The following is a 26759-nucleotide window of genomic DNA, read 5'->3' as shown; positions in this document are numbered from 1 at the left end:
AGGGGGGACCCTGTGGGAGAGTAGGACGCCGCCGAACAATCATTGTGGGAAAGCCCCGCACCTTCTGGTGCGGGGCTTTTCTGCGTTCACGGGGCGTTTGGCGCGGTGGTGGTGTGGGGGACTTCCGTTCAGGAAGTCCCCCACAGCGGGTCACAGACGTCCTGCCGCCTTCAGGGCGAGGTACGCGTCCGCCAGGGCGGGGGCCAGCTTGTCGGGTGTGGCGTCGACGACGGTGACGCCGTGCCGCTGGAGCTGTTCCGCCGTGCGGAGACGCTGGGACTGGGCCTGGGTGGCGGCGGCGGCCTCGTACACACCCTCGATCGTGCCGCGGGTGCCGGCCATACGGGCGATGTGCGGGTCGCCGGGGGAGGCGACAAGGACCGTGTGACGCCGGGTGAGCTGCGGGAGGACCGGCAGCAGGCCCTCTTCGACGGGGGCGGCGTCGAGCCCGGTGAGCAGGACGATGAGGGAGCTGCGCGGGGCGCGCGCCAGGGCGGTGGCCGCGAGGCCGCGGGCGTCGGTCTCGACGAGCTCGGGTTCGAGCGGGGCGAGGGCGTTCACCACCGCCGGCAGGACGTCGCTCGCGGAGCGGCCCTGGACCTGGGCGCGGAGGCGGCGGTCGTAGGCCAGGAGGTCCACGCGGTCGCCGGCGCGGGAGGCGAGCGCGGTGAGGAGGAGGGCGGCGTCCATCGCCGCGTCGAGCCGGGGGACGTCGCCGACCCGGCCGGCGGAGGTGCGGCCGGTGTCGAGGACGATCAGGATGTGGCGGTCGCGTTCGGGGCGCCAGGTGCGGACGGCGACCGTGGTCTGGCGGGCGGTGGCCCGCCAGTCGATGGAGCGGGTGTCGTCGCCGGGGACGTACTCGCGGAGACTGTCGAACTCCGTGCCCTCACCGCGGGTCAAGACGCTGGTGCGACCGTCGAGTTCGCGGAGTCGGGCCAGCCGGGAGGGCAGGTGCTTGCGGCTGGCGAAGGGCGGCAGGACGCGTACGGTCCAGGGGACCTCGTGGTTGCCCTGGCGGGCGGCGAGGCCCAGCGGGCCGTACGAGCGGACGGTGACGCGCTCGGCGCGGCGGTCGCCGCGGCGGGTGGGGCGCAGGGTCGTGGTGACGCGGCGGCGCTCGCCGGCGGGGACGGTCAGCCGTCGGCGCGCGGGGGTCTGGGCGGCGCTGGGCGCCCAGGCGTCGCGGAGCTGGGCGCGAAGGCGGCGGCGGGACCGGTTGGTGACGGTGAGTTGGACGTCCGCCTCGTCACCGAGTCGAACGGACGTATCACCACTTCGGGTGAACTGGAGGGTTCTCACTGGCGCGGCCATCGCGTAGTCGCACAGAATTGCGAGGGTGAGGGGCGCGTTCACCGCGAGCATCCCCGTCCAACTGGGGGCGAGGATGCCCACGGGGAGCGACCCGATGGCGGCGAGCAGGGCGGTGCGTCCGGTGAGGGCCATGGGGCGCCGTTCTCAGCGGGGTACGGGGACGTGGGCGAGGATCGAGTTGAGGACGGAGTCGGGGGTGACTCCCTCCATCTCGGCCTCGGGCCGCAGTTGGATGCGATGACGCAGGGTCGGCAGTGCCAGGGCCTTCACATCGTCCGGGGTGACGTAGTCCCGGCCGGTGAGCCAGGCCCAGGCGCGGGCCGTGGAGAGCAGGGCGGTTGCTCCTCGGGGGGAGACGCCGAGGGTGAGCGAGGGGGATTCACGCGTGGCACGACAGATATCGACGACATAGCCGGCGATCTCGGCGGAGACCGCGACCTTGGCCACGGCCTCACGGGCCGCCTCGAGTTCGGCGGGGCCGGCGACGGGGCTGACTCCGGCGGCCTTCAGGTCGCGCGGGTCGAAGCCCTGGGCGTGGCGGGTGAGGACGCTGATCTCGTCTTCGCGTGAGGGCAGCGGGACCGTCAGTTTCAGCAGGAAGCGGTCGAGTTGGGCCTCGGGCAGCGGATAGGTGCCCTCGTACTCGACGGGGTTCTGGGTCGCGGCCACGAGGAAGGGCTCGGGCAGCGGACGGGGCGTGCCGTCCACCGTGACCTGGCGTTCCTCCATGGCCTCCAGGAGCGAGGACTGGGTCTTCGGGGGCGTCCGGTTGATCTCGTCAGCGAGCAGCAGGTTGGTGAAGACCGGGCCGGCCTGGAAGGAGAACTCGGCGGTCCGGGCGTCGTAGACGAGGGAGCCGGTGATGTCGCTGGGCATCAGGTCGGGGGTGAACTGCACGCGCTTGGTGTCGAGTTCGAGGGCGGAGGCGAGCGCTCGCACGAGGAGTGTCTTGGCGACGCCGGGGACTCCCTCAAGGAGGACGTGGCCCTTGCAGAGCAGGGCGACGACGAGACCGGTGACGGCGGGGTCCTGGCCGACCACGGCCTTTCCGATCTCGGTGCGCAGGGCCTCCAGGGAGGCGCGGGCGCTGTCCGAGCTCGTCATGGTCTCGGGGGTCGGGGCGCTCATGAGGTGCGTACCTCTCTTTCGAGGGCGTCGAGTTGGTCCGCGAGGCGGACGAGGGCGGCGTCGTCGGCGGGAGCCGGGCCGAAGAGGAGTTCCTGATGGGTCCCGGCGGCCGCGGGGAGCCGGGTGGAGAGTGCGGGGAGGAGCAGATCGGGGGAGTGGGCGTCCTTGGTGGGGACGCCGAGCAGCGGGGCGATCCGGCCGCGGGTCGCGGTGCGCAGGACGCCGGCCGCGCGGTCGCGGGCGTCGGTCTTGCGGTAGAGGCGGGCGCGGCCCTCGGTGGCCTCGGAGGCGCGGACGGCGACGGGGAGGCGTTCGGGTACCAGGGGGCCGAGGCGCCGGCCGCGCCAGACGGCGGCGAGGACGGCCGCGACGGCGAGCTGGAGGGTGCCCCACAGCCAGCCGGAGGGGATCAGTTCGAGGAAGGTGTCGGTGGCGTCGTCCGCGGAGCCGGTATTGGCGGTGGTGTCGGAGAGCGAGGGGAGGTACCAGACGAGATGGGGCCGGGAGCCGAGGAGTTGCAGGGCGAGGGACGCGTTGCCGTGCTGGTCGAGGCGCTTGTTGTAGAGGAGTTCGGCGGAGCCGAGCAGGACCGTGTCGGCCGTGCCCGGGCCGGGGACGCGGACCAGGGTCGGCAGCCCCTCCGAGAGGTAGCAGGCGTCGGCGGTCGTGGTGCCGGTCTCGTAGCGCTCCCCGCCGAGGTCGACGCTGCCCGCGCGGCCCGCGGCGGGGAGGCTGCAGGCGGGTTCCAGGGGCGCGACCTCGGTGCTCGTGCCGGTGTCCAGGCCGGGGGCGAGGGTGTCGAGGGAGGGGATGCCGGGGCCGAGGAGGACGGTGCGGCCGGCCGAGCCGGTCATCGCGGTGTGCAGGGTGGACTGCTGGCCGGGGGTGAGCAGGTCCGGGGTGGTGACGAGGAGCGTGGTGTCGGCGCCGGTGGCCCGGGTCGCCTCGGCGAGGGTGTCGGCGATGTCGACGGTGACGCCCTGGGCCTTGAGGAGTTCGGCGACGGCTCGGCTGCCGTAGGGGTCGGCGGAGCGCGGGTCGAGGAGGCCGTGCTGCCCCGTCGAGCGGGCCGTGGCCAGGACGACGCCGCCGATCAGGAGCAGTGCCAGCACCAGCAGGGTGCCGCGCGCGCGGGTCCAGATCTGACGGGGGGTGAGCGAGGTGGAGGTGGCGCTGGTGGCCGTCCGGCTCATCGGGGGGCCTCCGTGAAGGCGCCGGTGGCGGCGGCCGTGTCGAGGGTCGGCCTGGTCCGCTCCAGGGCGGTGTCCAGTTGCTCGATGCGCCGGTACGCGGGCTCGTCGGCGGTGCGGCCGCCGTATGTGACGTCGTCGAAGGCGCGGGCGGCGGAGCGCAGGCCGTCGGCGTGGGCGGGCAGGGACCGGCCGGCCTCGGCGGCGGCCTCGTCGGCGGTACGGCCGGGGTGGGGGTCCAGCAGGGTGCGCTCCTCGAGGGAGCGGACGATCGCCCGCATGCGTTCCTGGATGGCCTGGTTCCACTGGCCGGCGGAGGCGTGGCGGGCGGCCGCGTCGCGGTGTGCGGCCGCCGTGCGGGGGCCGTCGTCGAAGAGGGAGTCGCCGCCGCCGGTGGCGGTGCGGTGGGGGGTGCCCAGGCGCCACCACAGGGCGGCGATCACGGCGATCACGACGATGACGACGGCGACGAGGCCGACGACGCCTCCGGGTGAGGCTCCGGAGGCCGCGTCGAAGAGGCGGTCGACCCAGTCCCAGAAGCGGTCGAGTCCGCGTTGGAGAAGGCTGGGATCGTTCTCGTGGTACATCGGCTTGGACAGTTCCCGCTCCGCCGCCTCCCGGGCGGGGACGCGGGGAACCTGCACCGGTACGTCACCGGCCGTGCCCCCCGTGATCGTCACGCCATCAGCCTCCGTAGCCGGGAAGTCCGGCGGCGCGGGCCAGTTCGAGGTCGAGGGCCTCACGGCGGATGCGCTGGTCGATGTAGAGGAGCACGGTCACGCCTGCCGAGATCGGGTAGGTGATCGCGCTGGTGATGACTCCGCCGATGCCCATGATGACCAGGTACGACCAGCTGGTCTCCGGGACGGTGCCGTCGAGGATGTCGCTGAGTCCGTCGCCCGCGACGCCCATCGCGAGGAAGGCGAAGGGGAAGGCGATCAGCATCGAGAAGAGGAAGATCAGCAGCTGGGTCAGGATGTTGATGCCGAAGATGCGCCACCAGGAGCCCTGGACCAGCTTGGCCGAGCGCTTCAGCGCCTTCACCACGCCCTGGCGCTCCAGCATCAGCGCGGGCGAGGCGAGGCTGAAGCGGATCGTCAGCCAGACCACGGCCACGAAGGCGCAGGTGCCGCCGAGGAACGCGAGGCCGGCGCCGCTGCTGCCGCCGAGGAGGAGGCCGGGCAGCAGGCCGACGAACATGATGCCGGCGGCCATCACGGGCACGAGCAGGGTCAGCCCGAGCAGCTGGAGCAGCCGCGGGCGGGCCTCCTGCCAGGCGGTCCCCAGGGTGACGGGGCGGCCGAGGACGGCGCGGCTGATGACGACGGTGAGCAGCGCGGCGCTGACGAGGGTGGCGGCCACCATGATGAGGTACGCCGGGCCCATGGCGATCACGCTGCTCCGGAGGGCGTCGACGCTCTGGGAGAGGGCCTCGGCGGGGCTCGCGTCCCGGTTGATCTCGGGGGGCGCGGGGACCAGGTAGCGCTGGGCGAGGATCTCCGCGACCTGCATGAGCACGGCGATGGTGACGGAGACGGTGAGGACGGTCTGCCAGTAACGCCGCAGCGTGGCCACGGAGCCGTCGAGGATGTCGCCCAGGGTCAGCGGTCGCAGGGGGATCACGCCGGGCTTCGCGGCCGGCGGCGGCCCCCACGGGCCCTGCTGCTGCCCCCACTGGCCCTGCGAGCGGGGGCCGCCCCAGCCGCTGTTGGCGCGGGCCGGGGCCGGGCCCGGGGTGACGGGCGTGGTCGGCGGCTGCCACTGGCCGGCGGGCGGCTGGTCGGTGGACCACTGAGGGGCGGAGCCGTTCGCGTCGGCGGGCGAGGCGGGCCGGGGCACCCCCTGGTCGTCCTGACCGTCGGAGGGGGCAGATCCGGGCGAGGCCCAGCCCGGAGTGTCGTTCACGGTCGTCCACCTCGAGGAATGGTCGCGGGGCCGGATCGGCGAACCGGCTCGGTCTCTGCGGCCGACCGCCTGGAGCGGCGGGCCGGGAGCCATCGTGCCACGCGGGGCCCGCCCGCGGGCGGGCCCGGGCCTTCCTCCTGCGGCTTCCTACCGGGGGCGGCGCAGGTCGGACCGAGCCGACGCCCAATCCGGGGGCGCACACCGCGCTGTCCGCTGCCTCCTGCGGCCTCCCGCCGCCCGGCGGGAGGCCCACCGGGCGACGGCCGGGAGACACTCCGGGGCGGGTGCGCAGGGAGCCGGTCGGTGTCGGGAGTCGGACGCGGACCGCCGTATCGCCTGTACGGGCCGCTTTGGTCGGCCTCATCCATGGGCAGTCCCGGACGGCGCAGGGTACGGTGCAGGGCGGCACGGGGGCCACGGGGGTGACATCCACGTCTGACATCGACACTCACAGACACCGGCGGTTCACGGCGGGCAATCACGGACGTCACCGCAGGTCAGTGAGGTATCTCACCAGCCGCCTTGAGACTGATACGGAAATGGGATGATGTCGATATGAAGGGACGCGTTCTTGTCGTCGACGACGACACCGCACTGGCCGAGATGCTCGGGATCGTGCTGCGAGGAGAGGGCTTCGAGCCGTCGTTCGTCTCGGACGGAGACAAGGCGCTCGCCGCTTTCCGTGAGGCCAAGCCGGACCTGGTCCTGCTGGACCTGATGCTGCCCGGTCGGGACGGCATCGAGGTGTGCCGACTCATCAGGGCCGAGTCCGGAGTGCCGATCGTCATGCTCACGGCCAAGAGCGACACCGTCGACGTCGTGGTGGGCCTGGAGTCCGGGGCCGACGACTACATCGTCAAGCCGTTCAAGCCGAAGGAGCTCGTCGCCCGTATCCGGGCCCGGCTGCGGAGGTCGGAGGAGCCGGCGCCCGAGCAGCTGGCCATCGGTGACCTGGTCATCGACGTGGCCGGACACTCCGTGAAGCGCGACGGGCAGTCCATCGCCCTGACGCCGCTGGAGTTCGACCTGCTCGTCGCCCTGGCCCGTAAGCCCTGGCAGGTGTTCACCCGCGAGGTGCTCCTGGAGCAGGTCTGGGGTTACCGGCACGCCGCCGACACCCGTCTGGTGAACGTGCACGTCCAGCGACTGCGCTCGAAGGTCGAGAAGGACCCCGAGCGCCCGGAGATCGTGGTCACCGTCCGCGGTGTCGGATACAAGGCAGGACCGAGCTGACATGAACGCAGGCAGTACTGCTCCGAAGCCCGGTGACCCGGGAGTCCGTACGGGGCGGGCTGCCGGACCGGGGCGGGGGGGCTCGAGTCTTGGCCGTCTGCTCCAGGACGGGACACCGGGTGGACCGGTGTTCCGGCTTCTCGCGCGCTGGGTGCGCAGGCCGCTGCTGCCCGCCGTGCGGCTGTGGCGGCGCAACCTCCAGGTGCGGGTCGTCGCCGGCACCCTGCTGATGTCGCTCGGAGTGGTGCTGCTCCTCGGCCTGGTCGTCATCGGCCAGGTCCGCAACGGCCTGCTCGACGCCAAGGAGAAGGCCGCGCAGAGCCAGGCGGCCGGTGGCTTCTCCGCCGCGCAGGACCGGGCGGCGACCACGCCGTCCGCGCCGGGCGGAGACCAGGGCGGCGGCCGGGCCGGTTCCTCGGTCAACTGGCGCTCCACCCTTGTCGAGCAGCTCGCGAGCGGTGGCCAGAGCGCCTTCAACGTCGTCGCGCTCTCCCTGGAGACCGGGGACACCGCGAGCCGCGGTGCCCGTGCCTCCGGCGAGGTCGACCCGACCACGAGCATCCCCGCCGACCTGCGGCACAGCGTCGCGCAGGGCACCAGCACCTTCCAGTCGTACGCCCGCATCCACTACACCAGCGGCAAGACCTCCGAGCCCGGCCTGGTCGTCGGCAAGCGCCTCAACGACGCCGACGGCACCCCGTACGAGCTGTACTACCTCTTCCCGCTGACGCAGGAGGAGGACTCCCTCGCCCTGGTCAAGGGCACCCTGGCGACGGCCGGCCTGTTCGTGGTGGTGCTGCTCGGCGCCATCGCGTGGCTCGTCGTACGGCAGGTCGTCACGCCCGTGCGGATGGCCGCCGGGATCGCCGAGCGGCTCTCCGCGGGCCGGCTCCAGGAACGGATGAAGGTCACCGGCGAGGACGACATCGCGCGGCTCGGCGAGGCCTTCAACAAGATGGCGCAGAACCTCCAGCACAAGATCATGCAGCTGGAGGAGCTGTCCCGGATGCAGCGGCGCTTCGTCTCGGACGTCTCGCACGAGCTGCGCACCCCGCTGACGACCGTGCGGATGGCCGCCGACGTCATCCATGACGCGCGGGCCGACTTCGACCCGGTCACCGCGCGCTCCGCCGAACTGCTCGGCGACCAGCTCGACCGCTTCGAGTCGCTGCTGGCCGACCTCCTGGAGATCAGCCGCTTCGACGCGGGCGCGGCGGCTCTGGAGGCCGCGCCGATCGACCTGCGGGAGGTCGTCCGGCGCGTCATCGGCGGCGCGGAGCCGCTGGCCGAGCGCAAGGGCTGCCGGATCGTCGTCGTCGGCGACGAGCAGCCCGTGGTCGCCGAGGCGGACGTCCGCCGAGTCGAGCGGGTGCTGCGCAACCTGGTCGTGAACGCCGTCGAGCACGGCGAGGGCCGGGACGTGGTCGTGCGGCTCGCCGCCGCCGGAGGTGCCGTCGCCGTGGCCGTCCGGGACTACGGCGTGGGGCTCAAGCCGGGCGAGGCGACCCGGGTCTTCAACCGGTTCTGGCGCGCCGACCCGGCGCGGGCCCGTACCACCGGTGGTACGGGCCTCGGCCTGTCGATCGCGGTGGAGGACGCGCGGTTGCACGGCGGCTGGCTCCAGGCGTGGGGCGAGGCGGGCGGCGGATCGCAGTTCCGGCTGACGCTGCCGCGTACCGCGGACGAGCCGCTGCGCGGCTCCCCGATCCCGCTGGAACCGGAGGACTCCCGGCGCAACCGCGAGCAGGCGGCGGCCGGGGCCGGGGCACGCCTGACGGCGGTGCCGGCGCAGCCGGCCGGGGACCGCCAGGCCGCGCTGTCCGTACCGCCGCGGATGCCTCCCGTGCCGAGGACGACGGTGGACCCGACGGCCCTGCCGGGCAACGGTGCCAGGGTGGTGGCCAGGAACGCCGAGGGGCAGGACGGCGACGGTGGTGAGGCGATGGCGTCGACGCGCGCCGAGCGGGAGGACGGAACACGTGGGCGCTGACCTTCGAGGGGCGTGGGAGGCCCCGGGGCGGGGACGGTCGGTGCGGGGCGTGGTCCTCGCGGCATGCGGTTCGCTGCTGGTGGCCGGTTGCGCCACCATGCCCGACAGCGGTGACGTGCGCGCGGTGAAGGCGTCCAACCCGGGCGACTCCCAGGTGCGGGTCTACGCGGTCGCGCCCCGCGAGAACGCGGATCCGGACGAGATCGTCGACGGCTTCCTGGAGGCCATGACGAGTGACGACCCCGGTTTCGCGACGGCGCGGAAGTACCTGACGAAGCAGGCGGCCCGGACGTGGAAGCCGGAGGAGAGCATCACGGTGCTCACCAACGCGCCCGACCGTGACCAGGCCGACCACCTGGCCGACCCGGAGTCGAAGGGGCGGACGTATCCGCTGTCCGGGCGCCGGATCGCGACGGTCGACGCGAGTCACGCCTACCAGCCGCAGGCGCCCGCCGAGTTCAACCAGTCGGTCCACGTGGTGCAGCAGGTCTCGGCCGACGGCAAGACCAAGGAATGGCGCATCGACAACCTGCCCAAGGGCCTGGTGCTCGGCGAGGCGGACTTCCTGCGCAACTACCGCTCGGTCAACAAGTACTACTTCGCCTCCGGCGAGAACTGGGTCGTCGCCGACCCGGTCTACATCCGGCAGCGCCAGGACCCGGTGACCCGCATGGACCCGGTGACGCAGACCGTCAGGGCGCTTCTGGAGGGTCCGACGGGCTGGCTGGGCCGCGCCGTCGACTCGCGCTTCCCGTCCGGTACGCAGCTGCGGACCGGAGTGACGTCGCTGACGACCGACGACCAGTCCACGCTGAAGGTGCCGCTCAACGCCAAGGCCGACCACGTGAGCTCGCCCGCCTGCAAGGGCATGGCGGCGCAGCTGCTGTTCACGCTGGGCGACCTGACCTCGGTCCGGGTCGAGCAGGTCGAGATCCTCGGCAGCGACGGCAACTCCCTGTGCCGCCTCGGCAAGGGGCAGGCCCTGGAGGAGTACTCGCCGGTGCGCGACCCGCGCCGGGGGGAGAACCCGTACTTCGTCGACGACCACGGCAAGCTGATGATGATGTCGGTCGGCGCGAAGCAGGCCGACCGGCCGACGGAGGCGCCCGGCCCGTTCGGCAAGGGCGTGGCGCCGCTGCGGTACGTGGCGGTGGACCGCGACGAGAGCCAGGCGGCCGGTGTCGTACAGGAGGGGCGTGAGCTGCGCGTCGGCTCCCTCGACTCCGAGGAGGAGCTGCCGGCGCCGGTGGTGACGAGCAGCGCGCTCAGGCCCGAGGACCGCCTGTCGGCGCCGAGCTGGGACGGCCGCGGCGACCTGTGGGTCGCCGACCGCAATCCGGTGAAGCCGCGCCTGTGGATGGTGCCGGGCGGCCGGGGCGAGCGGGTCGAGGTCAGCACGCCGTGGCTGAAGGACGGTGCCCGTGTCGAGTCGCTGCGGGTCTCCGCGGACGGCGTCCGCATCGCGCTGCTGGTGACGAAGGACAAGAAGACCACCCTGCAGATCGGCCGGGTCGAGCGGAGCTACACCGACGGCCACGAGGCCGTGTCGGTCATGGACCTGCAGAACGCGGCGCCGCGCCTGGAGTCCGTCACCGCGGTGTCCTGGGCGGGTCCGAGCAGGCTCGTCGTGGTGGGCACGGAGGCCGGCGGGGTGCAGCAGGTGCGGTACGTGCAGACGGACGGCTCGACGTCGACGACGTCCGTCCTGCCAGGTCTCAACGGGGTCACGGCGGTGGCCGCGCCGCACGGCGAGCAGGCCCCCGTGGTCGCGGACTCCGGGCCTGACGGCATCGTGCGCCTGGTGCCGGGCGCGAACTGGCAGCCCGTGGTCAAGGAGGGCAGTTCCCCGGTCTACCCGGGCTGACCCGGGCTCCGGGCCCCGCCTCCTGGCGTCGGCCCCGCCCGTGGGGAAGCACGCCTCCCCGGCGGCGGCCCCGCCCTGTGGAAACCCCCCGCCGGACGCCCGGACGGGGGTTTTCCACAGGGGTGGCCGGAGCGGGCGGACGGGGGGACAGTGGACTCATGCGGGGGTGGTGGCGAGAGTTCGCCGGGCTGATGCTGCCGGTCTCCTGTGGCGGATGCGGGAGACACGGGACGGCGCTGTGCCCGACGTGCACGGCCGGGCTCCACGGAAGCGGGCCCCGCAGGGTGCGGCCGACACCGGAGCCCCGGGGGCTGCCGGCGGTGCACGCGGCGGCGCCTTACGAGGGCGGCGTGCGCGCCCTGATCCTGGCCCACAAGGAACGTGGTGCGCTGGCGCTCGCCGGACCGCTGGGCGGCGCCCTGGCCGGTGCCGTGGAGGCCGCCGAGCGGTTCTCTGGCGGGCCCGGGGCCGGCGCGCTGCTTCTCGTACCGGTGCCGTCCTCGCGGCGCTCCGTGCGCGCGCGTGGCCACGATCCGACGCGGCGGATCGCGCTGGCGGCGGCCGGGCGGCTGCGCCGTGGGGGACGGGCTGCGCGGATGCTGCCGGTGCTGCGCCAGCGGCGGCCGGTGGCCGACCAGTCGGGTCTCGGCGCGCGGGAGCGGCTCGCGAACCTGACGGGAGCGCTGGAGGTCGACGGGAGCGGCGTGCGGCTGCTCGACGAGGCCGCGCGGACGGGCGGCCGGTGGTGCTCGTCGACGACCTCATGACCACCGGGGTCTCGCTCGCGGAGGCGGCGCGGGCGCTCGCGGCGGCTCGTCCCGGCGTCCACCGTCCGTTCATTCCGGCATTACCGGACGGTCCGAAGGGGGCGGCGACGGAAGCACTATTCGAACAGCCGGCAGCGGCGGTAGTCGCATCCTCTCCGTCCTCGTTCGAGATAAACAGGAACTCGCGGAGAAGTTGCATCGTTGCAGGTGGTGAGAGGTGAATGCACCCGAATGGAGGTAAGTGGCCGCAGCGGGTGCCGACACCCGTCAGAAGGAGCTATGTTCGGTTGTGAGGAATGGCGAATGCCACGCCTCGCCGAATGCACGGGTGCGCCTCCAGGACAGGAGTTCAGGGCGAATTAACCTCTGGTTGGTGGGATGGGGAGCTTGATCACGGGGGAGGAGGAGGTCAGTTCGCCAAGTCCGACGACTCCGGTAATCGCCGGAGTCTGGTGCAAAGGGAGATGCTCACCGGCCAAGGAGCCGGACCGAGCGATCCGGGAACGGAGTTCTGCGTGGACATCGTCGTCAAGGGCCGCAAGACCGAGGTGCCCGAGCGCTTCCGGAAGCACGTGGCCGAGAAGCTGAACCTGGAGAAGATCCAGAAGCTCGACGGCAAGGTGATCAGCCTCGACGTCGAGGTGTCCAAGGAACACAATCCGCGGCAGGCCGACCGGTCCGACCGCGTGGAGATCACCGTCCATTCCCGAGGCCCGGTGATCCGGGCGGAAGCGGCAGCAGGCGACCCGTACGCAGCGCTCGACCTCGCCCACGGCAAGCTGGAAGCGCGTCTGCGCAAGCAGCACGACAAGCGGTTCACCCGCAGGGGCAACGGCAGGCTGTCGGCCGCGGAGGTCCCCGACGTCGTGCCCGGTGTCGCCCAGCTCAACGGAAACGGCGAACTGGTCGCCGACGAGCCCGACGTGCCGACCACGATGATGGGCTCGATCGAGGTCCAGGGCGAAGGCCCCCTGGTGGTCCGGGAGAAGACCCACAAGGCCGCCCCCATGACCCTCGACCAGGCGCTCTACGAGATGGAACTGGTCGGCCACGATTTCTATCTCTTCGTCGACTCCGACACGAAGCAGCCGAGTGTCGTCTACCGGCGGCACGCCTACGACTACGGCGTCATCCACCTCGAGAGCGACCCGCTCGCCGAGAGCGGAGGCGCGGGCGGTGCGCTGGGCGGCTGACCCTCGGCCGCAGGAACACGACACCGCAGACCACGACACCCCGGTGCCCCTGGAGCGCCCCCCGCGCCCCCAGGGGCACCCCTGTGCGCCCCCACGCGCCCACGGGATCACCGCGCGGCCGCCGCGGCATGAAATCATGGCGTGCACGCCAACCGGTGCTCCCCGAGCAGCGGTTGGAGGACCGAAAGCACAATCAAAAGACGACTTCAGGCCACGGCCTTCAGGGGGAGGAACGATGGCGGACGGCTTCGGGCCGGTGCACAGCGGGCGGGGCGGGCACGGCCCGGTGGACTCGGAGGGGTCGGAATCGGCCAACGGTTCGTCACGAGACGAGCCGATCCGGGTTCTTGTCGTGGACGATCACGCCCTTTTCCGTCGCGGTCTGGAGATCGTCCTCGCGCAGGAAGAGGACATCCAGGTCGTCGGCGAGGCGGGTGACGGCGCCGAGGCCGTCGACAAAGCCGCCGATCTGCTTCCCGACATCGTCCTCATGGACGTCCGGATGCCCAAGCGGGGCGGCATCGAGGCCTGTACCTCCATCAAGGAGGTCGCCCCCAGCGCGAAGATCATCATGCTGACGATCAGCGACGAGGAGGCGGACCTCTACGACGCGATCAAGGCGGGCGCGACCGGCTACCTCCTCAAGGAGATCTCCACCGACGAGGTCGCCACCGCGATCCGCGCGGTCGCCGACGGGCAGTCGCAGATCAGCCCGTCGATGGCGTCGAAGCTCCTCACCGAGTTCAAGTCGATGATCCAGCGCACCGACGAGCGCCGGCTGGTGCCCGCACCCCGGCTGACCGACCGCGAGCTGGAGGTCCTCAAGCTCGTCGCGACCGGGATGAACAACCGGGACATCGCCAAGGAGCTGTTCATCTCCGAGAACACCGTCAAGAACCACGTCCGCAACATCCTGGAGAAGCTGCAGCTGCACTCCCGGATGGAGGCCGTGGTCTACGCGATGCGGGAGAAGATCCTCGAGATCCGCTGACCCGCCGTCGCCTCATGTCCCTCCCCTCCGCCGGCCGCGGGGACCCGGGACCGGGCCGACCTCAGCCGAGGGCCTTCACCAGGTCCGGGGCGAGCTCCGGGGCGTCCACGCGCTCCACCGCCACCGCGTCGCAGCCCACCCACGCGGCCGCCTCGCGCAGCGCGGTCGCCACCGCGGGCACCGCCTTGGGGCCCTCGAGCGACACCTGCCGCGCGACCAGGGTGCGGCCGTCGCGCGCCGGGTCCACCCGGCCGACCAGCCGGCCGCCGGCCAGGACGGGCATCGCGAAGTACCCGTGGATCCGCTTCTGCTTGGGCACGTAGGCCTCAAGGCGGTGCGTGAAGCCGAAGATGCGCTCGGTGCGGGCCCGCTCCCAGATCAGCGAGTCGAAGGGCGACAGCAGCGTCGTCCGGTGCCGGCCGCGCGGCTCCGTCGCCAGCGCCGCCGGATCGGCCCAGGCCGGCTTCCCCCAGCCCGCCACCGTCACCGGGACCAGGCCCGAGTCCGCCACCACCGCGTCGAAGGCCTCGGCCTTGATCCGGTGGTAGTCGGTGATGTCCGCCCGGGTGCCGACGCCGAGCGCCTCCCCCGCCTGGCGGACCAGCCGGCGCAGACACTCCGTGTCGTCGAGGTCGTCGTGCAGCAGCGCGTCAGGGACGGCGCGCTCGGCCAGGTCGTACACCCGCTTCCAGCCGCGCCGCTCGGTGACCACCACCTCGCCGTACATCAGTGCCCGCTCGACGGCGATCTTCGAGTCGGACCAGTCCCACCACTCGCCCTTGTTCTTGGCGCCGCCGAGCTCGGTCGCGGTCTGCGGCCCCTCCGCCCTGAGCTGGGCGATGACCGCCTCGTAGGCGCCGTCCGACAGCTGGTGGCCCCAGTGCGGGCGGTCTCGGTAGGCGCGGCGGCGGAAGGCGAAGAGCGGCCACTCCTCGACCGGCAGGATGCAGGCCGCGTGCGACCAGTACTCGAAGGCGTGACCCTCGGTCCAGTAGGCGTCCTCGACCGTGCCGCGGCCGACGGCGCCCAGCCGCGCGTACGGGATGAGCTCGTGCGAGCGGGCCAGGACCGAGATGGTGTCCAGCTGGACCTGACCGAGATGGCGCAGCACGCCCCGGACGCCGGCCCGGCGGTCCGGGGCGCCGAGGAATCCCTGGGCCCGCAGGGCGATCCGGCGGGCTTCGTCGGCGGACAGTTCGGCGGCGGGGCGCGGAGCGGTCGTCATGGTCCGCAGCCTAGGGCGCGGCACTGACACCGCCGGGCCCGTGCTCGCGGGCGGGCCCCGGCGGGCTCAGGCCTCGGTCGTGGCCTTCGCCGGGAGGTACGGCAGCGGCGAGGGGAGCCCCAGGTCGGAGGGGAGCAGCGAGCCGAGCCAGCAGTCGCGGACGGTGTCGTGGTGGACCAGGCCGGCCCGCTCGACGCCCTCGATGGTGAAGCCGGTCCGCTCGGCCACCGCGCGCGAGGGGGCGTTGCCGACCTCGGCGCGCCACAGCAGGCGGTGGACGCCGATGGAGAAGGCCCAGCGGGCGACGGCGCCGACGGCCTCCGTCATGTAGCCCCGGCCGCGGTGCTCCCTGGACAGCCAGAAGCCGACCTCTCGGACGCCCGGGCCGCGCGCGTGCAGCCCGGTGGCCGCGAGCACCGGGCCGCCGCCCAGGGACTCGACGGCGAAGGCGTACTCGCCGTCCTGCCGCCAGCCGTCGGGCACGAGGCGGGTGACGAAGAGCTCGGCGTCCGCACGCGTGTACGGGGAGGGGACGGTGGTCCAGCGCTGGATGTCGGGGTCCTGACAGGCCTCGTACACGGCGTCGGCGTCCGCCGCCGTGAAGGGGCGCAGCCGCAGCCGCTCGGTGGTGAGTGTGATGGGCTCCATGACGGAATTCTGCTGACCCGCCCGGGCCCGTGCGAACGGTTTTCGGGAGGGGCGGCACCTTCCGGCGGCCTCGTGCGTTCTTTCTTCACGGGAGGCGTCACGGGCGCGAACGGAGCTCCGGCACTGCGGGCCTCCCTTCGTGAGGGCGGTCTCGCTTACGATGGCCGTTGCGGTGGGGACCACCTGCCGTGCCCGCGCCCGAGTCATGACAAAGACCCAGTGCCAGGCCCGACCGGCAAGGAGACCAGCCTCAGTGTCCGTCTTCAACAAGCTCATGCGTGCAGGCGAAGGCAAGATCCTGCGCAAACTGCACCGCATCGCGGACCAGGTCAACTCCATCGAAGAGGATTTCGTCAACCTCTCCGACGCCGAGTTGCGGGCGCTCACCGATGAGTACAAGCAGCGGTACGCCGACGGCGAGAGCCTCGACGACCTGCTTCCGGAGGCGTTCGCCACCGTCCGTGAGGGCGCCAAGCGCGTCCTCGGCCAGCGCCACTACGACGTTCAGATCATGGGCGGCGCGGCCCTCCACCTCGGCTACGTGGCCGAGATGAAGACCGGTGAGGGCAAGACCCTCGTCGGTACCCTCCCGGCGTATCTGAACGCGCTGTCCGGCAAGGGCGTGCACCTGATCACGGTGAACGACTACCTGGCCGAGCGCGACTCCGAGATGATGGGCCGCGTCCACCGCTTCCTGGGCCTGAGCGTCGGCTGCATCCTGGCCAACATGACCCCGGCCCAGCGCCGTGAGCAGTACGCGTGCGACATCACGTACGGCACGAACAACGAGTTCGGCTTCGACTACCTGCGCGACAACATGGCGTGGTCCCAGGACGAGCTCGTCCAGCGCGGCCACAACTACGCGTGTGTCGACGAGGTCGACTCGATCCTCGTCGACGAGGCCCGTACGCCGCTGATCATCTCCGGTCCGGCGGACCAGGCCACCAAGTGGTACGGCGACTTCGCGAAGCTCGTCACCCGCCTCGTCAAGGGCGAGCCGGGGAACCCCCTCAAGGGCATCGAGGAGACCGGCGACTACGAGGTCGACGAGAAGAAGCGCACCGTCGGCATCCACGAGTCCGGCGTCGCCAAGGTCGAGGACTGGCTGGGCATCGACAACCTGTACGAGTCGGTGAACACCCCGCTCGTCGGTTACCTGAACAACGCCATCAAGGCCAAGGAACTGTTCAAGAAGGACAAGGACTACGTCGTCATCGACGGCGAGGTCATGATCGTCGACGAGCACACCGGCCGTATCCTCGCCGGCCGTCGCTACAACGAGGGCATGCACCAGGCCATCGAGGCCAAGGAAGGCGTGCAGATCAAGGACGAGAACCAGACCCTCGCCACGATCACCCTCCAGAACTTCTTCCGCCTCTACGACAAGCTCTCCGGCATGACCGGTACGGCCATGACCGAGGCGGCCGAGTTCCACCAGATCTACAAGCTGGGCGTCGTCCCGATCCCGACGAACAAGCCCATGCAGCGCAAGGACCAGCCGGACCTGATCTACCGGACCGAGGTCGCCAAGTTCGCCGCCGTCGTCGACGACATCGCGGAGAAGCACGAGAAGGGCCAGCCGGTCCTCGTCGGCACCACCTCGGTCGAGAAGTCCGAGTACCTGTCGCAGCAGCTCAGCAAGCGCGGCATCCCGCACGAGGTGCTCAACGCCAAGCACCACGAGCGCGAGGCCGTGATCGTCGCCCAGGCGGGTCGCCGCGGCGCCGTCACCGTCGCCACGAACATGGCCGGCCGTGGTACGGACATCAAGCTCGGCGGCAACCCGGACGACCTCGCCGAGGCCGAGCTGCGCCAGGCGGGCCTCGACCCGGTCGAGCACGTCGAGGAGTGGGCCGCGGCCCTCCCGGGCGCCCTGGAGCGCGCCGAGAAGGCCGTGAAGGCGGAGTTCGAGGAGGTCAAGGAGCTCGGCGGCCTCTACGTCCTGGGCACCGAGCGCCACGAGTCCCGTCGTATCGACAACCAGCTCCGCGGCCGCTCCGGCCGTCAGGGCGACCCGGGCGAGTCCCGCTTCTACCTGTCGCTCGGCGACGACCTGATGCGCCTTTTCAAGGCGCAGATGGTCGAGCGCGTCATGGCCATGGCCAACGTGCCGGACGACGTGCCGATCGAGAACAAGATGGTCACCCGCGCCATCGCCTCCGCGCAGGGCCAGGTCGAGTCGCAGAACTTCGAGACGCGCAAGAACGTCCTGAAGTACGACGAGGTCCTCAACCGCCAGCGCGAGGTCATCTACGGCGAGCGCCGCCGCGTCCTGGAGGGCGAGGACCTGCACGAGCAGGTGCGCCACTTCATGGACGACACCATCGACGACTACATCCGCCAGGAGACCGCCGACGGCTTCGCCGAGGAGTGGGACCTGGACCGGCTGTGGACCGCGTTCAAGCAGCTCTACCCGGTGAAGGTGACCGTCGAGGAGCTGGAGGACGCCGCCGGCGACCGCGCGGGGATCACCGCCGAGTTCATCGCCGAGTCCGTCAAGGACGACATCCACGAGCAGTACGACCAGCGTGAGAAGCAGCTCGGCTCGGAGATCATGCGCGAGCTGGAGCGCCGCGTCGTCCTCTCGGTCCTCGACCGCAAGTGGCGCGAGCACCTCTACGAGATGGACTACCTCCAGGAGGGCATCGGCCTGCGCGCGATGGCCCAGAAGGACCCGCTGGTCGAGTACCAGCGAGAGGGCTTCGACATGTTCTCCGCGATGATGGAGGGCATCAAGGAGGAGTCCGTCGGCTACCTGTTCAACCTGGAGGTCCAGGTCGAGCAGCAGGTCGAGGAGGTCCCGGTGCAGGACTCCCCGTCCCTGCAGAAGCAGGACGCGGTCCCGGCCGGCGCCGGCCGCCCGGAGATCCGCGCCAAGGGCCTGGACGCCCCGCAGCGCCCGGACCGCCTGCACTTCTCCGCGCCGAAGGTCGACGGTGACGGCTCGGTCGTCGAGGGCGACTTCGCCTCGGACGGCGACCCCTCCGGCGACGGCATGACCCGCGCGGAGCGCCGCAAGGCGCAGAAGAGCGCGGGCGGGCGTCGGCGCAAGAAGTAGCCGCCGAGTGGCCGCGTGAGCATGCGTGAGGCGCTGGGAGCACCACAGCGCTGAGGAAGGGCCGGTCGCCGGGCGACCGGCCCTTTCGCGTGCGCGGGGCGTGCGGCCGCGGCGGCGGGGCGCGCCCCCCGCGGACGGCCGCGCGGTCAGGGTGTCCCGTGCCTTCGCGGGGCGGTGCGGTGGGTGCTTTCGGGGATTGTCCGGCTCGATGTCCGGCTCGATGCCCCGGTCGGGGGCGCCCGGCGGGGCCGTGGGCCCTACGGGTTCGGCAGGCCGTCCAGTTCCACCGCCGCGCAGCGCCAGCGGCGGTCCCGGCCGCGTTCGAGGCGGAAGGCCATGGCGCGGACCCGGTCGCCCGTGGTGACGGTCGCGCAGGCCTCCAGGGTGTCCTCGGCCGGGACGCGGCTGTGGCAGCGCTGGAGGACCGGGCGGGGGCCCGAGGAGCGGAAGGGCGTCGCCGGGGCGAGGTGGACCAGCTGCTCGTACGCCTCGCCGACGGTGTGGCCGAGCATCCAGTGGACCGGGCGCTCGCCGCTCAGGACGGCCAGCAGGCGCTCCGCGAACACGACGTGGGCCGGCAGCACCCGGCGCGGGGCGGTGCCCGCACGGCCTCCCGGACGGGTGCCGGCGGCGCCGGCGGGGCGGCGTGGGGCGGCGGGCCGGCGCGTGGTCATGGGCGTGGTCATGGGATCCCCGTTCGTAGCGCTGGGTACATGGGCGGTACCGGGCGGTAACTTCGCTGGGGATCTTCTACGGGGGCCCGGGACGGACCGGCAAGGCGGGCGCCCGGACCGCCCGTCACGCAGGGCGATTCACCTATCAGGGGGACAGACGCCGGAAAGGGGTGCACGGGCGTACGAGGGAGCCGCGCCGGGACTGCGCCGACGGCGCCGGGAGGTGCGGGGGGACCTGCCCCCGAAGGGGGACTCCGCACGTATCCTGAGGCTGTCTCCGACTACGAAAGCGGCCAGCCATGCGCGTGTACGTCCCCCTGACCCTCCCCGGTCTCGCACAGGCGCACAAGGCGGGCGAGCTCGGTCCCGGCCCGCTCACCGCCTACGCCGTCACCCCCGCGTTGCGCGAGTGGTACGTCTCCGACGACATCGAAGAGCTGGAGTACGCCGCGCTCAACCGTGCCGCCGCCGCCTCCCTCCGACTGCTCGCCGGCGACCCCGAGGCCACCCGGCGGCGCGTCGTCGTCGCCGTGGACGTGGCCGACAAGGAGGCCGTCGTCGACCCCGACCGCGGACTGGACGCGAGCTCGCTCGGCGAGGTCCGGATCGCCGGCGCCGTACCGCTGGCCAAGGCCGCGGCCGTGCACGCCGACGCCGACGACGCCGAGCCGGACGTCTCGGCGGCCGCCGACGCGCTCGGTGCGGCGGACCAGGGCGACGACGACGCCCGGTTCGTCGTGGACGGCGCCGAGGACCACGAGCTGCTCTGGTACGGCGTGCAGGAGATCCCCGCCCTGCTCGGCTGAGGCCTCCGCCTCGCCGACCCCACCCGTTCGGCCGGTACCGTGCTTCCCATGGCGAAGCACGCGAAGCACCTGGTCTGGGACTGGAACGGCACTCTGCTCGACGACATCAGCGCGGTCATCGGCGCCACCAACGCGGCCTTCGCCGAGCTGGGGCTCGAACCGATCACGCTGGAGCGGTACCGGGATCTGTACACGGTGCCGGTGCCGAAGTTCTACGAGCGCCTGATGGGACGGCTGCCCACCGACGCGGAGTGGATCGTCATGGACGACGCCTTCCACCGCCACTACTGGCTGCAGGCCGAGGACTGCGGGCTGACCGCCGGCGCGGCGGAGCTGCTCGCCGTGCGACAGACGTCCGGGTTCACCCAGTCGCTGCTCTCGCTCGCGCCGCACACGGAGCTCGTACCGCTCGTGCGGCGGCACGGGATCGAGGAGCGGTTCGTGCGGGTCGACGGGCGGACCGACCGGTCCACGGACGGCAAGTCCGGGCACATGGTGCGGCACCTGGCGGCGCTGGAGGGTGTGCCGGCGGAGCGGGTGGTCGTCATCGGCGACGCGGCGGACGACGCGATCGCGGCGCGCTTCGTGGGAGCGAAGGCGGTGCTCTACACCGGGGGCTCGCACAGCCGGGCGTCGCTGGCGCGGGTGGGGGTGCCGGTGGTCGACTCGCTCGCGGAGGCGGTCGCCGTCGCGGACGAGCTGGTCTAGGACCTCGCGTCCGCCCGGCAGGGCAACGACTGCCCGCGAACCCCGGCGCCGGGGGCCTGCGGCCGCCGCACCCCGGCGGCCGGGGTGCGGCGGACGGGTCGGGTCAGGCCTTCGCCTCGCGGAGGACCCTCAGGAACTCGCGCATCCAGGTCGGGTGGTCCGGCCAGGCCCGGGACGAGACCAGCCGGCCGTCGACCACCGCCGCCGTGTCCTGGAACGTCGCGCCCGCCGACTGCATGTCCAGCTCCAGGGCCGGGTACGCGGTGACGCGGCGGCCCTCCAGGCTGCCGAGGGCGGCCGTGAGGAGGGGACCGTGACAGATCTGGGCGACGGGCTTGTCCGCGTCGAAGAAGGACTTCAGGATCTTGCGGAGCTCCGGGTCGTTGCGCAGGTACTCCGGGGCCCGCCCGCCCGGGATGACGACGGCCACGTAGTCGCCCGGGTCGACCTCCGAGAAGGCCAGGTCGGCGGGCCAGGTGTAGCCCGGCTTCTCCGTGTAGGTGTCGTAGCCGGGCTCGAAGTCGTGGACGACGAAGCGCAGCTGCTTGCGGGCCGGGGCCGCGATGTCGACCTCGTAGCCCTCCTCCAGGAGGCGCTGGTACGGGTACATCACCTCCAGCGACTCCGCCGCGTCTCCCGTCACGATCAAGATCTTCGCCATGGCGACTCTCCCGGGTCTGTCGGATCCGTCTGTGGCCGTGTGCCCCGGAGAACCATTCGTCGCTGTCCAGATCGTCAAACTTACCGTCCCGCTTTTGTACACATAAGGCTCATGACGGCCGGGGGGGCATCAGCGATAGGCTTTTCCCGTGATCAGCGCGATACGCCGAGGGGGCAACGCAGCCCCCGGCCTCCGCCCGGTACGCCTCAGCGGCCGGGCCGACGGTGCGTTCGCGGAGATCTCTCGTCCGGTGGCCGAGAAGCGCCCGGACATCTCTCATCGCGGCATAACGTCTCTTGCGACCGGTACCACCGCGTCGTGGCGTTGTGTCCTTTCTTCCACCGACGTCACGCAACGGCGCGCGACAGGAGTCAGAGGACATGCAGACCAAGCTGGACGAAGCCAAGGCCGAGCTGCTCGATCGGGCCGCCCGGGTAGCTGAGAACAGCCCGGCCGGGGGGCGACTTCCGACGGGGCCGGAGAAGGGGAACCGTCCGGACCACGCGACCCTGCTCGACTACCTCCAGCGCTACTACCTGCACACGGCGCCGGAGGACCTCACCGGCCGCGAGCCGGAAGACGTCTTCGGCGCCGCGCTCTCGCACTACCGCCTCGCCGAGAACCGTCCGCAGGGCACCGCGAACGTCCGTGTCCACACCCCGACGGTCGAGGAGAACGGCTGGACCTGCAGCCACTCCGTCGTCGAGGTGGTCACCGACGACATGCCGTTCCTCGTCGACTCCGTGACGAACGAGCTGTCGCGCCAGGGGCGCGGCATCCACGTCGTCATCCACCCGCAGGTCACCGTGCGCCGCGACCTGACCGGCAAGCTCATCGAGGTGCTCGCCAAGGCGCCCAAGGGCGAGCTGCCCCACGACGTGCTCACCGAGTCCTGGATCCACGTCGAGGTCGACCGCGAGACCGACAAGGCCGACCTCAAGCAGATCACCGCCGATCTGCTGCGCGTCCTGTCCGACGTCCGCGAGGCCGTCGAGGACTGGGAGAAGATGCGCGACGCCGCGCTGCGCATCTCCGAGGGCCTGCCCGCCGAGCCCACCGCCTCCGACCTGCGGCCCACCGAGGTCGAGGAGGCCCGCGAGCTGCTGCGCTGGCTGGCCGACGACCACTTCACCTTCCTCGGCTACCGCGAGTACGAGCTGGTCAACGGTGACGCCCTGTCCGCCGTCCCCGGCACCGGCCTCGGCATCCTGCGTTCCGACCCGCACCACAGCGGCGACGACCACCACGCCCACCCCGTCTCGCCGTCCTTCAGCCGGCTGCCCGCCGACGCCCGCGCCAAGGCGCGCGAGCACAAGCTGCTGATCCTGACGAAGGCCAACAGCCGCTCGACCGTGCACCGGCCCTCGTACCTCGACTACGTCGGTGTGAAGAAGTTCGACGCCGACGGCAACGTCGTGGGCGAGCGCCGCTTCCTCGGCCTGTTCTCCTCGGCGGCCTACACCGAGTCCGTGCGCCGCGTCCCCGTCGTCAAGCGCAAGGTCCAGGAGGTCCTCGAGGGCGCCGGCTTCGCGCCGAGCAGCCACGACGGCCGCGACCTGCTCCAGATCCTGGAGACCTACCCGCGCGACGAGCTCTTCCAGACCCCGGTCGACGAGCTGCAGTCCATCGTCACCAGCGTCCTGTACCTGCAGGAGCGGCGGCGTCTGCGCCTCTACCTGCGCCAGGACGAGTACGGCCGCTACTACTCGGCCCTCGTCTACCTGCCGCGCGACCGCTACACCACCCGCGTCCGGCTGCGGATCATCGACCTCCTGAAGGAGGAGCTGAACGGCACCTCGGTCGACTTCACGGCCTGGAACACCGAGTCGATCCTTTCCCGGCTGCACTTCGTCATCCGCGTCGAGCCCGGCACCGTCCTCACCAAGCTGACCGAGGCCGACGTCGACCGCATCGAGTCCCGGCTGGCCGACGCCGCCCGCTCCTGGGCCGACGGCTTCGGCGAGGCGCTCAACGCCGAGCTGGGCGAGGAGCGCGCCGCCGAGCTGCTGCGCCGCTACGGCAACGCCTTCCCCGAGGGCTACAAGGCCGACCACTCGCCGCGCGCCGCCGTCGCCGACCTGTGCCACCTGGAGGCCCTGGCCGACAGCGACAAGGACTTCGCGCTGTCGCTGTACGAGCCGGTCGCCTCCGGCAGCGGCGAGCGCCGTTTCAAGATCTACAAGACGGGCGAGCAGATCTCGCTGTCGGCCGTCCTTCCGGTCCTCAACCGGCTCGGCGTCGAGGTCACCGACGAGCGCCCGTACGAGCTGCGCTGCTCCGACCGCACCCACGTGTGGATCTACGACTTCGGCCTGCGGATGCCGCTGACCGGCGGCAACGGCGGCGACTACCTCGCCGACGACGCCCGCGAGCGCTTCCAGGAGGCCTTCTCGGCCACCTGGACCGGCCTGGCCGAGAACGACAACTTCAACTCGCTCGTCCTGTCCGCCGGGCTGAACTGGCGCGAGGCGATGGTGCTGCGCGCCTACGCGAAGTACCTGCGCCAGGCCGGTTCGACCTTCAGCCAGGACTACATGGAGGACACCCTCCGCAACAACGTCCACACCACCCGGCTGCTGGTCAACCTCTTCGAGGCCCGCATGGCCCCGGAGCGGCAGCGCGCCGGCACCGAGCTGATCGACGGACTCCTGGAGGAGCTGGACGGCGCCCTCGACCAGGTCGCCTCCCTCGACGAGGACCGCATCCTGCGTTCCTTCCTCACCGTCATCAAGGCCACCCTGCGGACGAACTTCTTCCAGAAGGCCGCCGACGGCAAGCCGCACTCCTACGTGTCGATGAAGTTCGACCCGCAGGCCATCCCGGACCTGCCGGCCCCGCGCCCGGCCTTCGAGATCTGGGTGTACTCGCCGCGCGTCGAGGGCGTCCACCTGCGCTTCGGCAAGGTCGCCCGAGGCGGTCTGCGGTGGTCCGACCGCCGGGAGGACTTCCGTACGGAGATCCTCGGCCTGGTCAAGGCGCAGATGGTGAAGAACACCGTCATCGTGCCGGTCGGCGCCAAGGGCGGCTTCGTCGCCAAGCAGCTGCCGGACCCGTCGGTCGACCGTGACGCGTGGATGGCCGAGGGCGTCGCCTCGTACAAGACCTTCATCTCCGCGCTCCTCGACATCACCGACAACCTGGTCGCCGGCGAGGTCGTGCCCCCGGTCGACGTGGTCCGCCACGACGAGGACGACACCTACCTGGTCGTCGCCGCCGACAAGGGCACCGCGACCTTCTCCGACATCGCCAACGGCGTCGCCGAGTCCTACGGCTTCTGGCTGGGCGACGCGTTCGCCTCCGGCGGCTCGGCCGGCTACGACCACAAGGGCATGGGCATCACCGCCCGCGGCGCCTGGGAGTCCGTCAAGCGGCACTTCCGCGAGCTGGGCCACGACACCCAGACCGAGGACTTCACCGTCGTCGGCGTCGGCGACATGTCCGGCGACGTCTTCGGCAACGGCATGCTGCTCTCCGAGCACATCCGCCTCGTCGCCGCCTTCGACCACCGCCACATCTTCATCGACCCGAACCCGGAGGCGGCCTCCTCGTACGCCGAGCGCCGCCGTCTCTTCGAGCTGCCGCGCAGCTCCTGGGCCGACTACAACACCGAGCTGCTCTCGGCGGGCGGCGGCATCCACCCGCGTACCGCCAAGTCGATCCCGGTCAACGCGCACATGCGGGCCGCCCTCGGCATCGAGGCCGGCGTCACCAAGCTGACCCCGGCCGAGCTGATGAAGGCGATCCTGCAGTCGCCCGTCGACCTGCTCTGGAACGGCGGCATCGGCACGTACGTGAAGTCCTCGGCCGAGTCGAACGCCGACGTCGGCGACAAGGCCAACGACGCCATCCGCGTCGACGGCCAGGACGTCCGCGCCAAGGTCGTCGGCGAGGGCGGCAACCTCGGCGCGACCCAGCTGGGCCGCATCGAGTTCGCCCGCTCCGGCGGACCCGAGGGCGAGGGCGGCAAGATCAACACCGACGCCATCGACAACAGCGCCGGCGTGGACACCTCCGACCACGAGGTCAACATCAAGATCCTGCTCAACGGGCTCGTCGCCGAGGGCGACATGACCGTCAAGCAGCGCAACAAGATCCTCGCCGAGATGACCGACGAGGTCGGCGCGCTCGTGCTGCGCAACAACTACGCGCAGAACACGGCCCTGGCCAACGCCGTCGCCCAGTCGCCGTCCCTGCTCCACGCCCACCAGCGCTTCATGCGCCGCCTGGGCCGCGACGGGGCGCTCGACCGCTCGCTCGAGTTCCTGCCCAACGACCGGCAGATCCGCGAGCTGCTGAACAGCGGCCGCGGCCTGTCCCAGCCGGAGCTCGCCGTCCTGCTCGCGTACACCAAGATCACGGTGGCCGACGAGCTGATCGGCACCGAGCTGCCGGACGACCCGTACCTGCGCGGGCTGCTCCACGCGTACTTCCCGACGCTGCTGCGCGAGCAGTTCACGGACGCCGTCGACAACCACGCGCTGCGCCGCGAGATCATCACCACGGTCCTGGTCAACGACACCGTCAACACCGGTGGCTCGACCTTCCTGCACCGCCTCCGCGAGGAGTCGGGCGCGTCGATCGAGGAGATCGTCCGCGCGCAGACCGCGGCCCGCGAGATCTTCCGCCTCGGCGAGGTCTGGGACGCCGTCGAGGACCTCGACAACAAGGTCGCGGCCGAGTTCCAGACCCGGATGCGCCTGCACTCGCGCCGCCTGGTCGAGCGCGGCACCCGCTGGCTGCTCAACAACCGCCCGCAGCCGCTCCAGCTCGGCGAGACGATCGAGTTCTTCTCGGAGCGGGTCGGGCAGGTCTGGGAGAAGCTGCCGCAGCTGCTGCGCGGCGCGGACCTGGAGTGGTACGAGTCGATCCTCGCGGAGCTGACCGCGGTCGGCGTCCCGGAGGTGCTCGCGCTGCGGGTCGCCGGGTTCTCCTCGGCCTTCCCGACGCTCGACATCGTCGCGATCGCGGACCGCACCGGCAAGGACCCGCTGGCGGTCGCCGAGGTCTACTACGACCTGGCCGACCGGCTGCGGATCACCAGCCTGATGGACCGGATCATCGAGCTGCCGCGGGCCGACCGCTGGCAGTCGATGGCCCGGGCCTCGATCCGCGAGGACCTGTTCGCCGCGCACGCGGCGCTCACCTCGGACGTCCTCGCGGCCGGGAACGGCACCTCCACCCCGGAGGAGCGGTTCAAGGCCTGGGAGGCCGAGAACGCGGCGATCCTGGGCCGTGCGCGCACGACCCTGGAGGAGATCCAGGGCTCGGACGACTTCGACCTGGCGAACCTGTCGGTCGCCATGCGGACGATGCGCTCGCTGCTCCGTACGCACAGCTGATCGCTCGGCGACGCGGGGACGCCCCCGCCGGTTCTTCACGACCGGCGGGGGCGTCCCCATTTCCT

At 71.9% G+C, this 26759-nt stretch carries 18 protein-coding genes and 1 pseudogene; 10 read left to right on the top strand and 9 right to left on the bottom strand.

What is annotated here, in order from left to right; all coding sequences use genetic code 11:
• Nucleotides 1-150 precede the first annotated feature (150 nt).
• From ACIRQF_RS34860 to ACIRQF_RS34840, 5 genes are read right to left on the bottom strand one after another with little or no spacing between them, the layout of a single operon-like run.
• Nucleotides 151-1446, bottom strand: a complete 1296-nt coding sequence (locus ACIRQF_RS34860) for a DUF58 domain-containing protein (protein WP_376637895.1) — start codon at nt 1444-1446, stop codon at nt 151-153.
• A 12-nt stretch (nt 1447-1458) separates the two neighbouring features.
• On the bottom strand, nt 1459-2442 hold the full coding sequence (locus ACIRQF_RS34855) for an AAA family ATPase (RefSeq protein WP_376637894.1): 984 nt from the start codon (nt 2440-2442) through the stop codon (nt 1459-1461).
• Complete coding sequence (locus ACIRQF_RS34850; protein WP_404098609.1) at nt 2439-3635, bottom strand: DUF4350 domain-containing protein; 1197 nt, start codon at nt 3633-3635, stop codon at nt 2439-2441. The genes ACIRQF_RS34855 and ACIRQF_RS34850 overlap by 4 nt, the downstream gene beginning before the upstream one ends.
• Complete coding sequence (locus tag ACIRQF_RS34845; RefSeq protein ID WP_404098607.1) at nt 3632-4312, bottom strand: DUF4129 domain-containing protein; 681 nt, start codon at nt 4310-4312, stop codon at nt 3632-3634. The genes ACIRQF_RS34850 and ACIRQF_RS34845 overlap by 4 nt, the downstream gene beginning before the upstream one ends.
• Nucleotides 4313-4316: 4 nt before the next feature.
• The gene (locus ACIRQF_RS34840; protein WP_404098604.1) at nt 4317-5537 is read right to left on the bottom strand and encodes a glycerophosphoryl diester phosphodiesterase membrane domain-containing protein; all 1221 of its coding nucleotides are present in this window, start codon (nt 5535-5537) and stop codon (nt 4317-4319) included.
• 555 nt (nt 5538-6092) lie between these two features.
• Here ACIRQF_RS34840 and mtrA point away from each other — a divergent pair.
• The 6 genes and pseudogenes from mtrA (at nt 6093) to ACIRQF_RS34810 (ending at nt 13575) form a co-directional block, all read left to right on the top strand.
• Nucleotides 6093-6770: a two-component system response regulator MtrA gene (gene mtrA, locus ACIRQF_RS34835; RefSeq protein WP_030250475.1), complete on the top strand. Its 678-nt coding sequence runs from the start codon at nt 6093-6095 to the stop codon at nt 6768-6770.
• A 1-nt stretch (nt 6771) separates the two neighbouring features.
• Nucleotides 6772-8760, top strand: coding sequence for an MtrAB system histidine kinase MtrB (gene mtrB / locus ACIRQF_RS34830; protein ID WP_376637890.1), 1989 nt, complete (start codon nt 6772-6774; stop codon nt 8758-8760).
• A 97-nt stretch (nt 8761-8857) separates the two neighbouring features.
• On the top strand, nt 8858-10624 hold the full coding sequence (locus ACIRQF_RS34825) for an LpqB family beta-propeller domain-containing protein (protein ID WP_389758451.1): 1767 nt from the start codon (nt 8858-8860) through the stop codon (nt 10622-10624).
• Nucleotides 10625-10782: 158 nt separating this feature from the next.
• Nucleotides 10783-11612: pseudogene (locus ACIRQF_RS34820) on the top strand (ComF family protein).
• Between the two features lie 294 nt (nt 11613-11906).
• Nucleotides 11907-12584 carry a ribosome hibernation-promoting factor, HPF/YfiA family gene (gene hpf, locus ACIRQF_RS34815; RefSeq protein WP_376637887.1) on the top strand — a complete coding sequence of 226 codons (678 nt, stop codon included), beginning with the start codon at nt 11907-11909 and terminating at the stop codon, nt 12582-12584.
• Nucleotides 12585-12819: 235 nt separating this feature from the next.
• The gene (locus ACIRQF_RS34810; RefSeq protein ID WP_376637886.1) at nt 12820-13575 is read left to right on the top strand and encodes a response regulator; all 756 of its coding nucleotides are present in this window, start codon (nt 12820-12822) and stop codon (nt 13573-13575) included.
• Nucleotides 13576-13636: 61 nt separating this feature from the next.
• Here the strand turns inward: ACIRQF_RS34810 and ACIRQF_RS34805 are convergent, their stop codons facing one another.
• Both ACIRQF_RS34805 and ACIRQF_RS34800 read right to left on the bottom strand, forming a co-directional pair.
• On the bottom strand, nt 13637-14800 hold the full coding sequence (locus tag ACIRQF_RS34805; RefSeq protein WP_404098599.1) for a winged helix-turn-helix domain-containing protein: 1164 nt from the start codon (nt 14798-14800) through the stop codon (nt 13637-13639).
• A gap of 66 nt (nt 14801-14866) precedes the next feature.
• Nucleotides 14867-15448, bottom strand: coding sequence for a GNAT family N-acetyltransferase (locus ACIRQF_RS34800; RefSeq protein ID WP_404098597.1), 582 nt, complete (start codon nt 15446-15448; stop codon nt 14867-14869).
• Between the two features lie 253 nt (nt 15449-15701).
• Here ACIRQF_RS34800 and secA point away from each other — a divergent pair, with 253 nt between their 5' ends.
• Complete coding sequence (gene secA, locus ACIRQF_RS34795; protein WP_376637883.1) at nt 15702-18506, top strand: preprotein translocase subunit SecA; 2805 nt, start codon at nt 15702-15704, stop codon at nt 18504-18506.
• Nucleotides 18507-18763: 257 nt separating this feature from the next.
• Here the strand turns inward: secA and ACIRQF_RS34790 are convergent, their stop codons facing one another.
• Nucleotides 18764-19192, bottom strand: coding sequence for an Rv3235 family protein (locus ACIRQF_RS34790; protein WP_389758465.1), 429 nt, complete (start codon nt 19190-19192; stop codon nt 18764-18766).
• Between the two features lie 287 nt (nt 19193-19479).
• Here ACIRQF_RS34790 and ACIRQF_RS34785 point away from each other — a divergent pair, with 287 nt between their 5' ends.
• Together ACIRQF_RS34785 and ACIRQF_RS34780 are read left to right on the top strand one after the other, a co-directional pair.
• Nucleotides 19480-19986, top strand: coding sequence for a DUF6912 family protein (locus tag ACIRQF_RS34785; RefSeq protein WP_404098592.1), 507 nt, complete (start codon nt 19480-19482; stop codon nt 19984-19986).
• 48 nt (nt 19987-20034) lie between these two features.
• The gene (locus ACIRQF_RS34780) at nt 20035-20694 is read left to right on the top strand and encodes an HAD family hydrolase (protein WP_376637880.1); all 660 of its coding nucleotides are present in this window, start codon (nt 20035-20037) and stop codon (nt 20692-20694) included.
• A gap of 103 nt (nt 20695-20797) precedes the next feature.
• Here the strand turns inward: ACIRQF_RS34780 and ACIRQF_RS34775 are convergent, their stop codons facing one another.
• Complete coding sequence (locus ACIRQF_RS34775; RefSeq protein ID WP_389758469.1) at nt 20798-21355, bottom strand: DJ-1/PfpI family protein; 558 nt, start codon at nt 21353-21355, stop codon at nt 20798-20800.
• A gap of 380 nt (nt 21356-21735) precedes the next feature.
• Here ACIRQF_RS34775 and ACIRQF_RS34770 point away from each other — a divergent pair, with 380 nt between their 5' ends.
• Nucleotides 21736-26694, top strand: a complete 4959-nt coding sequence (locus ACIRQF_RS34770; RefSeq protein ID WP_404098588.1) for an NAD-glutamate dehydrogenase — start codon at nt 21736-21738, stop codon at nt 26692-26694.
• Nucleotides 26695-26759: the final 65 nt, after the last annotated feature.

Source organism: Streptomyces sp. NPDC101191, from assembly GCF_044767915.1.
Lineage (GTDB): Bacteria > Actinomycetota > Actinomycetes > Streptomycetales > Streptomycetaceae > Streptomyces.
Note: the sequence above shows the minus strand (reverse complement) of the source record. Positions and strands in the feature narration are given on the sequence as shown.

Bases quoted from the DNA above. Each gene is read 5' to 3' on its own strand.
- ACIRQF_RS34770 (WP_404098588.1), top strand. From the start codon at position 21,736: ATGCAGACCAAGCTGGACGAAGCCAAGGCCGAGCTGCTCGATCGGGCC.
- ACIRQF_RS34790 (WP_389758465.1), bottom strand. From the start codon at position 19,192: ATGACCACGCCCATGACCACGCGCCGGCCCGCCGCCCCACGCCGCCCC.
- ACIRQF_RS34805 (WP_404098599.1), bottom strand. From the start codon at position 14,800: ATGACGACCGCTCCGCGCCCCGCCGCCGAACTGTCCGCCGACGAAGCC.
- ACIRQF_RS34810 (WP_376637886.1), top strand. From the start codon at position 12,820: ATGGCGGACGGCTTCGGGCCGGTGCACAGCGGGCGGGGCGGGCACGGC.
- ACIRQF_RS34780 (WP_376637880.1), top strand. From the start codon at position 20,035: ATGGCGAAGCACGCGAAGCACCTGGTCTGGGACTGGAACGGCACTCTG.
- ACIRQF_RS34825 (WP_389758451.1), top strand. From the start codon at position 8,858: ATGCCCGACAGCGGTGACGTGCGCGCGGTGAAGGCGTCCAACCCGGGC.
- mtrB (WP_376637890.1), top strand. From the start codon at position 6,772: ATGAACGCAGGCAGTACTGCTCCGAAGCCCGGTGACCCGGGAGTCCGT.
- ACIRQF_RS34860 (WP_376637895.1), bottom strand. From the start codon at position 1,446: ATGGCCCTCACCGGACGCACCGCCCTGCTCGCCGCCATCGGGTCGCTC.
- ACIRQF_RS34775 (WP_389758469.1), bottom strand. From the start codon at position 21,355: ATGGCGAAGATCTTGATCGTGACGGGAGACGCGGCGGAGTCGCTGGAG.
- ACIRQF_RS34855 (WP_376637894.1), bottom strand. From the start codon at position 2,442: ATGAGCGCCCCGACCCCCGAGACCATGACGAGCTCGGACAGCGCCCGC.
- ACIRQF_RS34850 (WP_404098609.1), bottom strand. From the start codon at position 3,635: ATGAGCCGGACGGCCACCAGCGCCACCTCCACCTCGCTCACCCCCCGT.
- mtrA (WP_030250475.1), top strand. From the start codon at position 6,093: ATGAAGGGACGCGTTCTTGTCGTCGACGACGACACCGCACTGGCCGAG.
- ACIRQF_RS34785 (WP_404098592.1), top strand. From the start codon at position 19,480: ATGCGCGTGTACGTCCCCCTGACCCTCCCCGGTCTCGCACAGGCGCAC.
- ACIRQF_RS34800 (WP_404098597.1), bottom strand. From the start codon at position 15,448: ATGGAGCCCATCACACTCACCACCGAGCGGCTGCGGCTGCGCCCCTTC.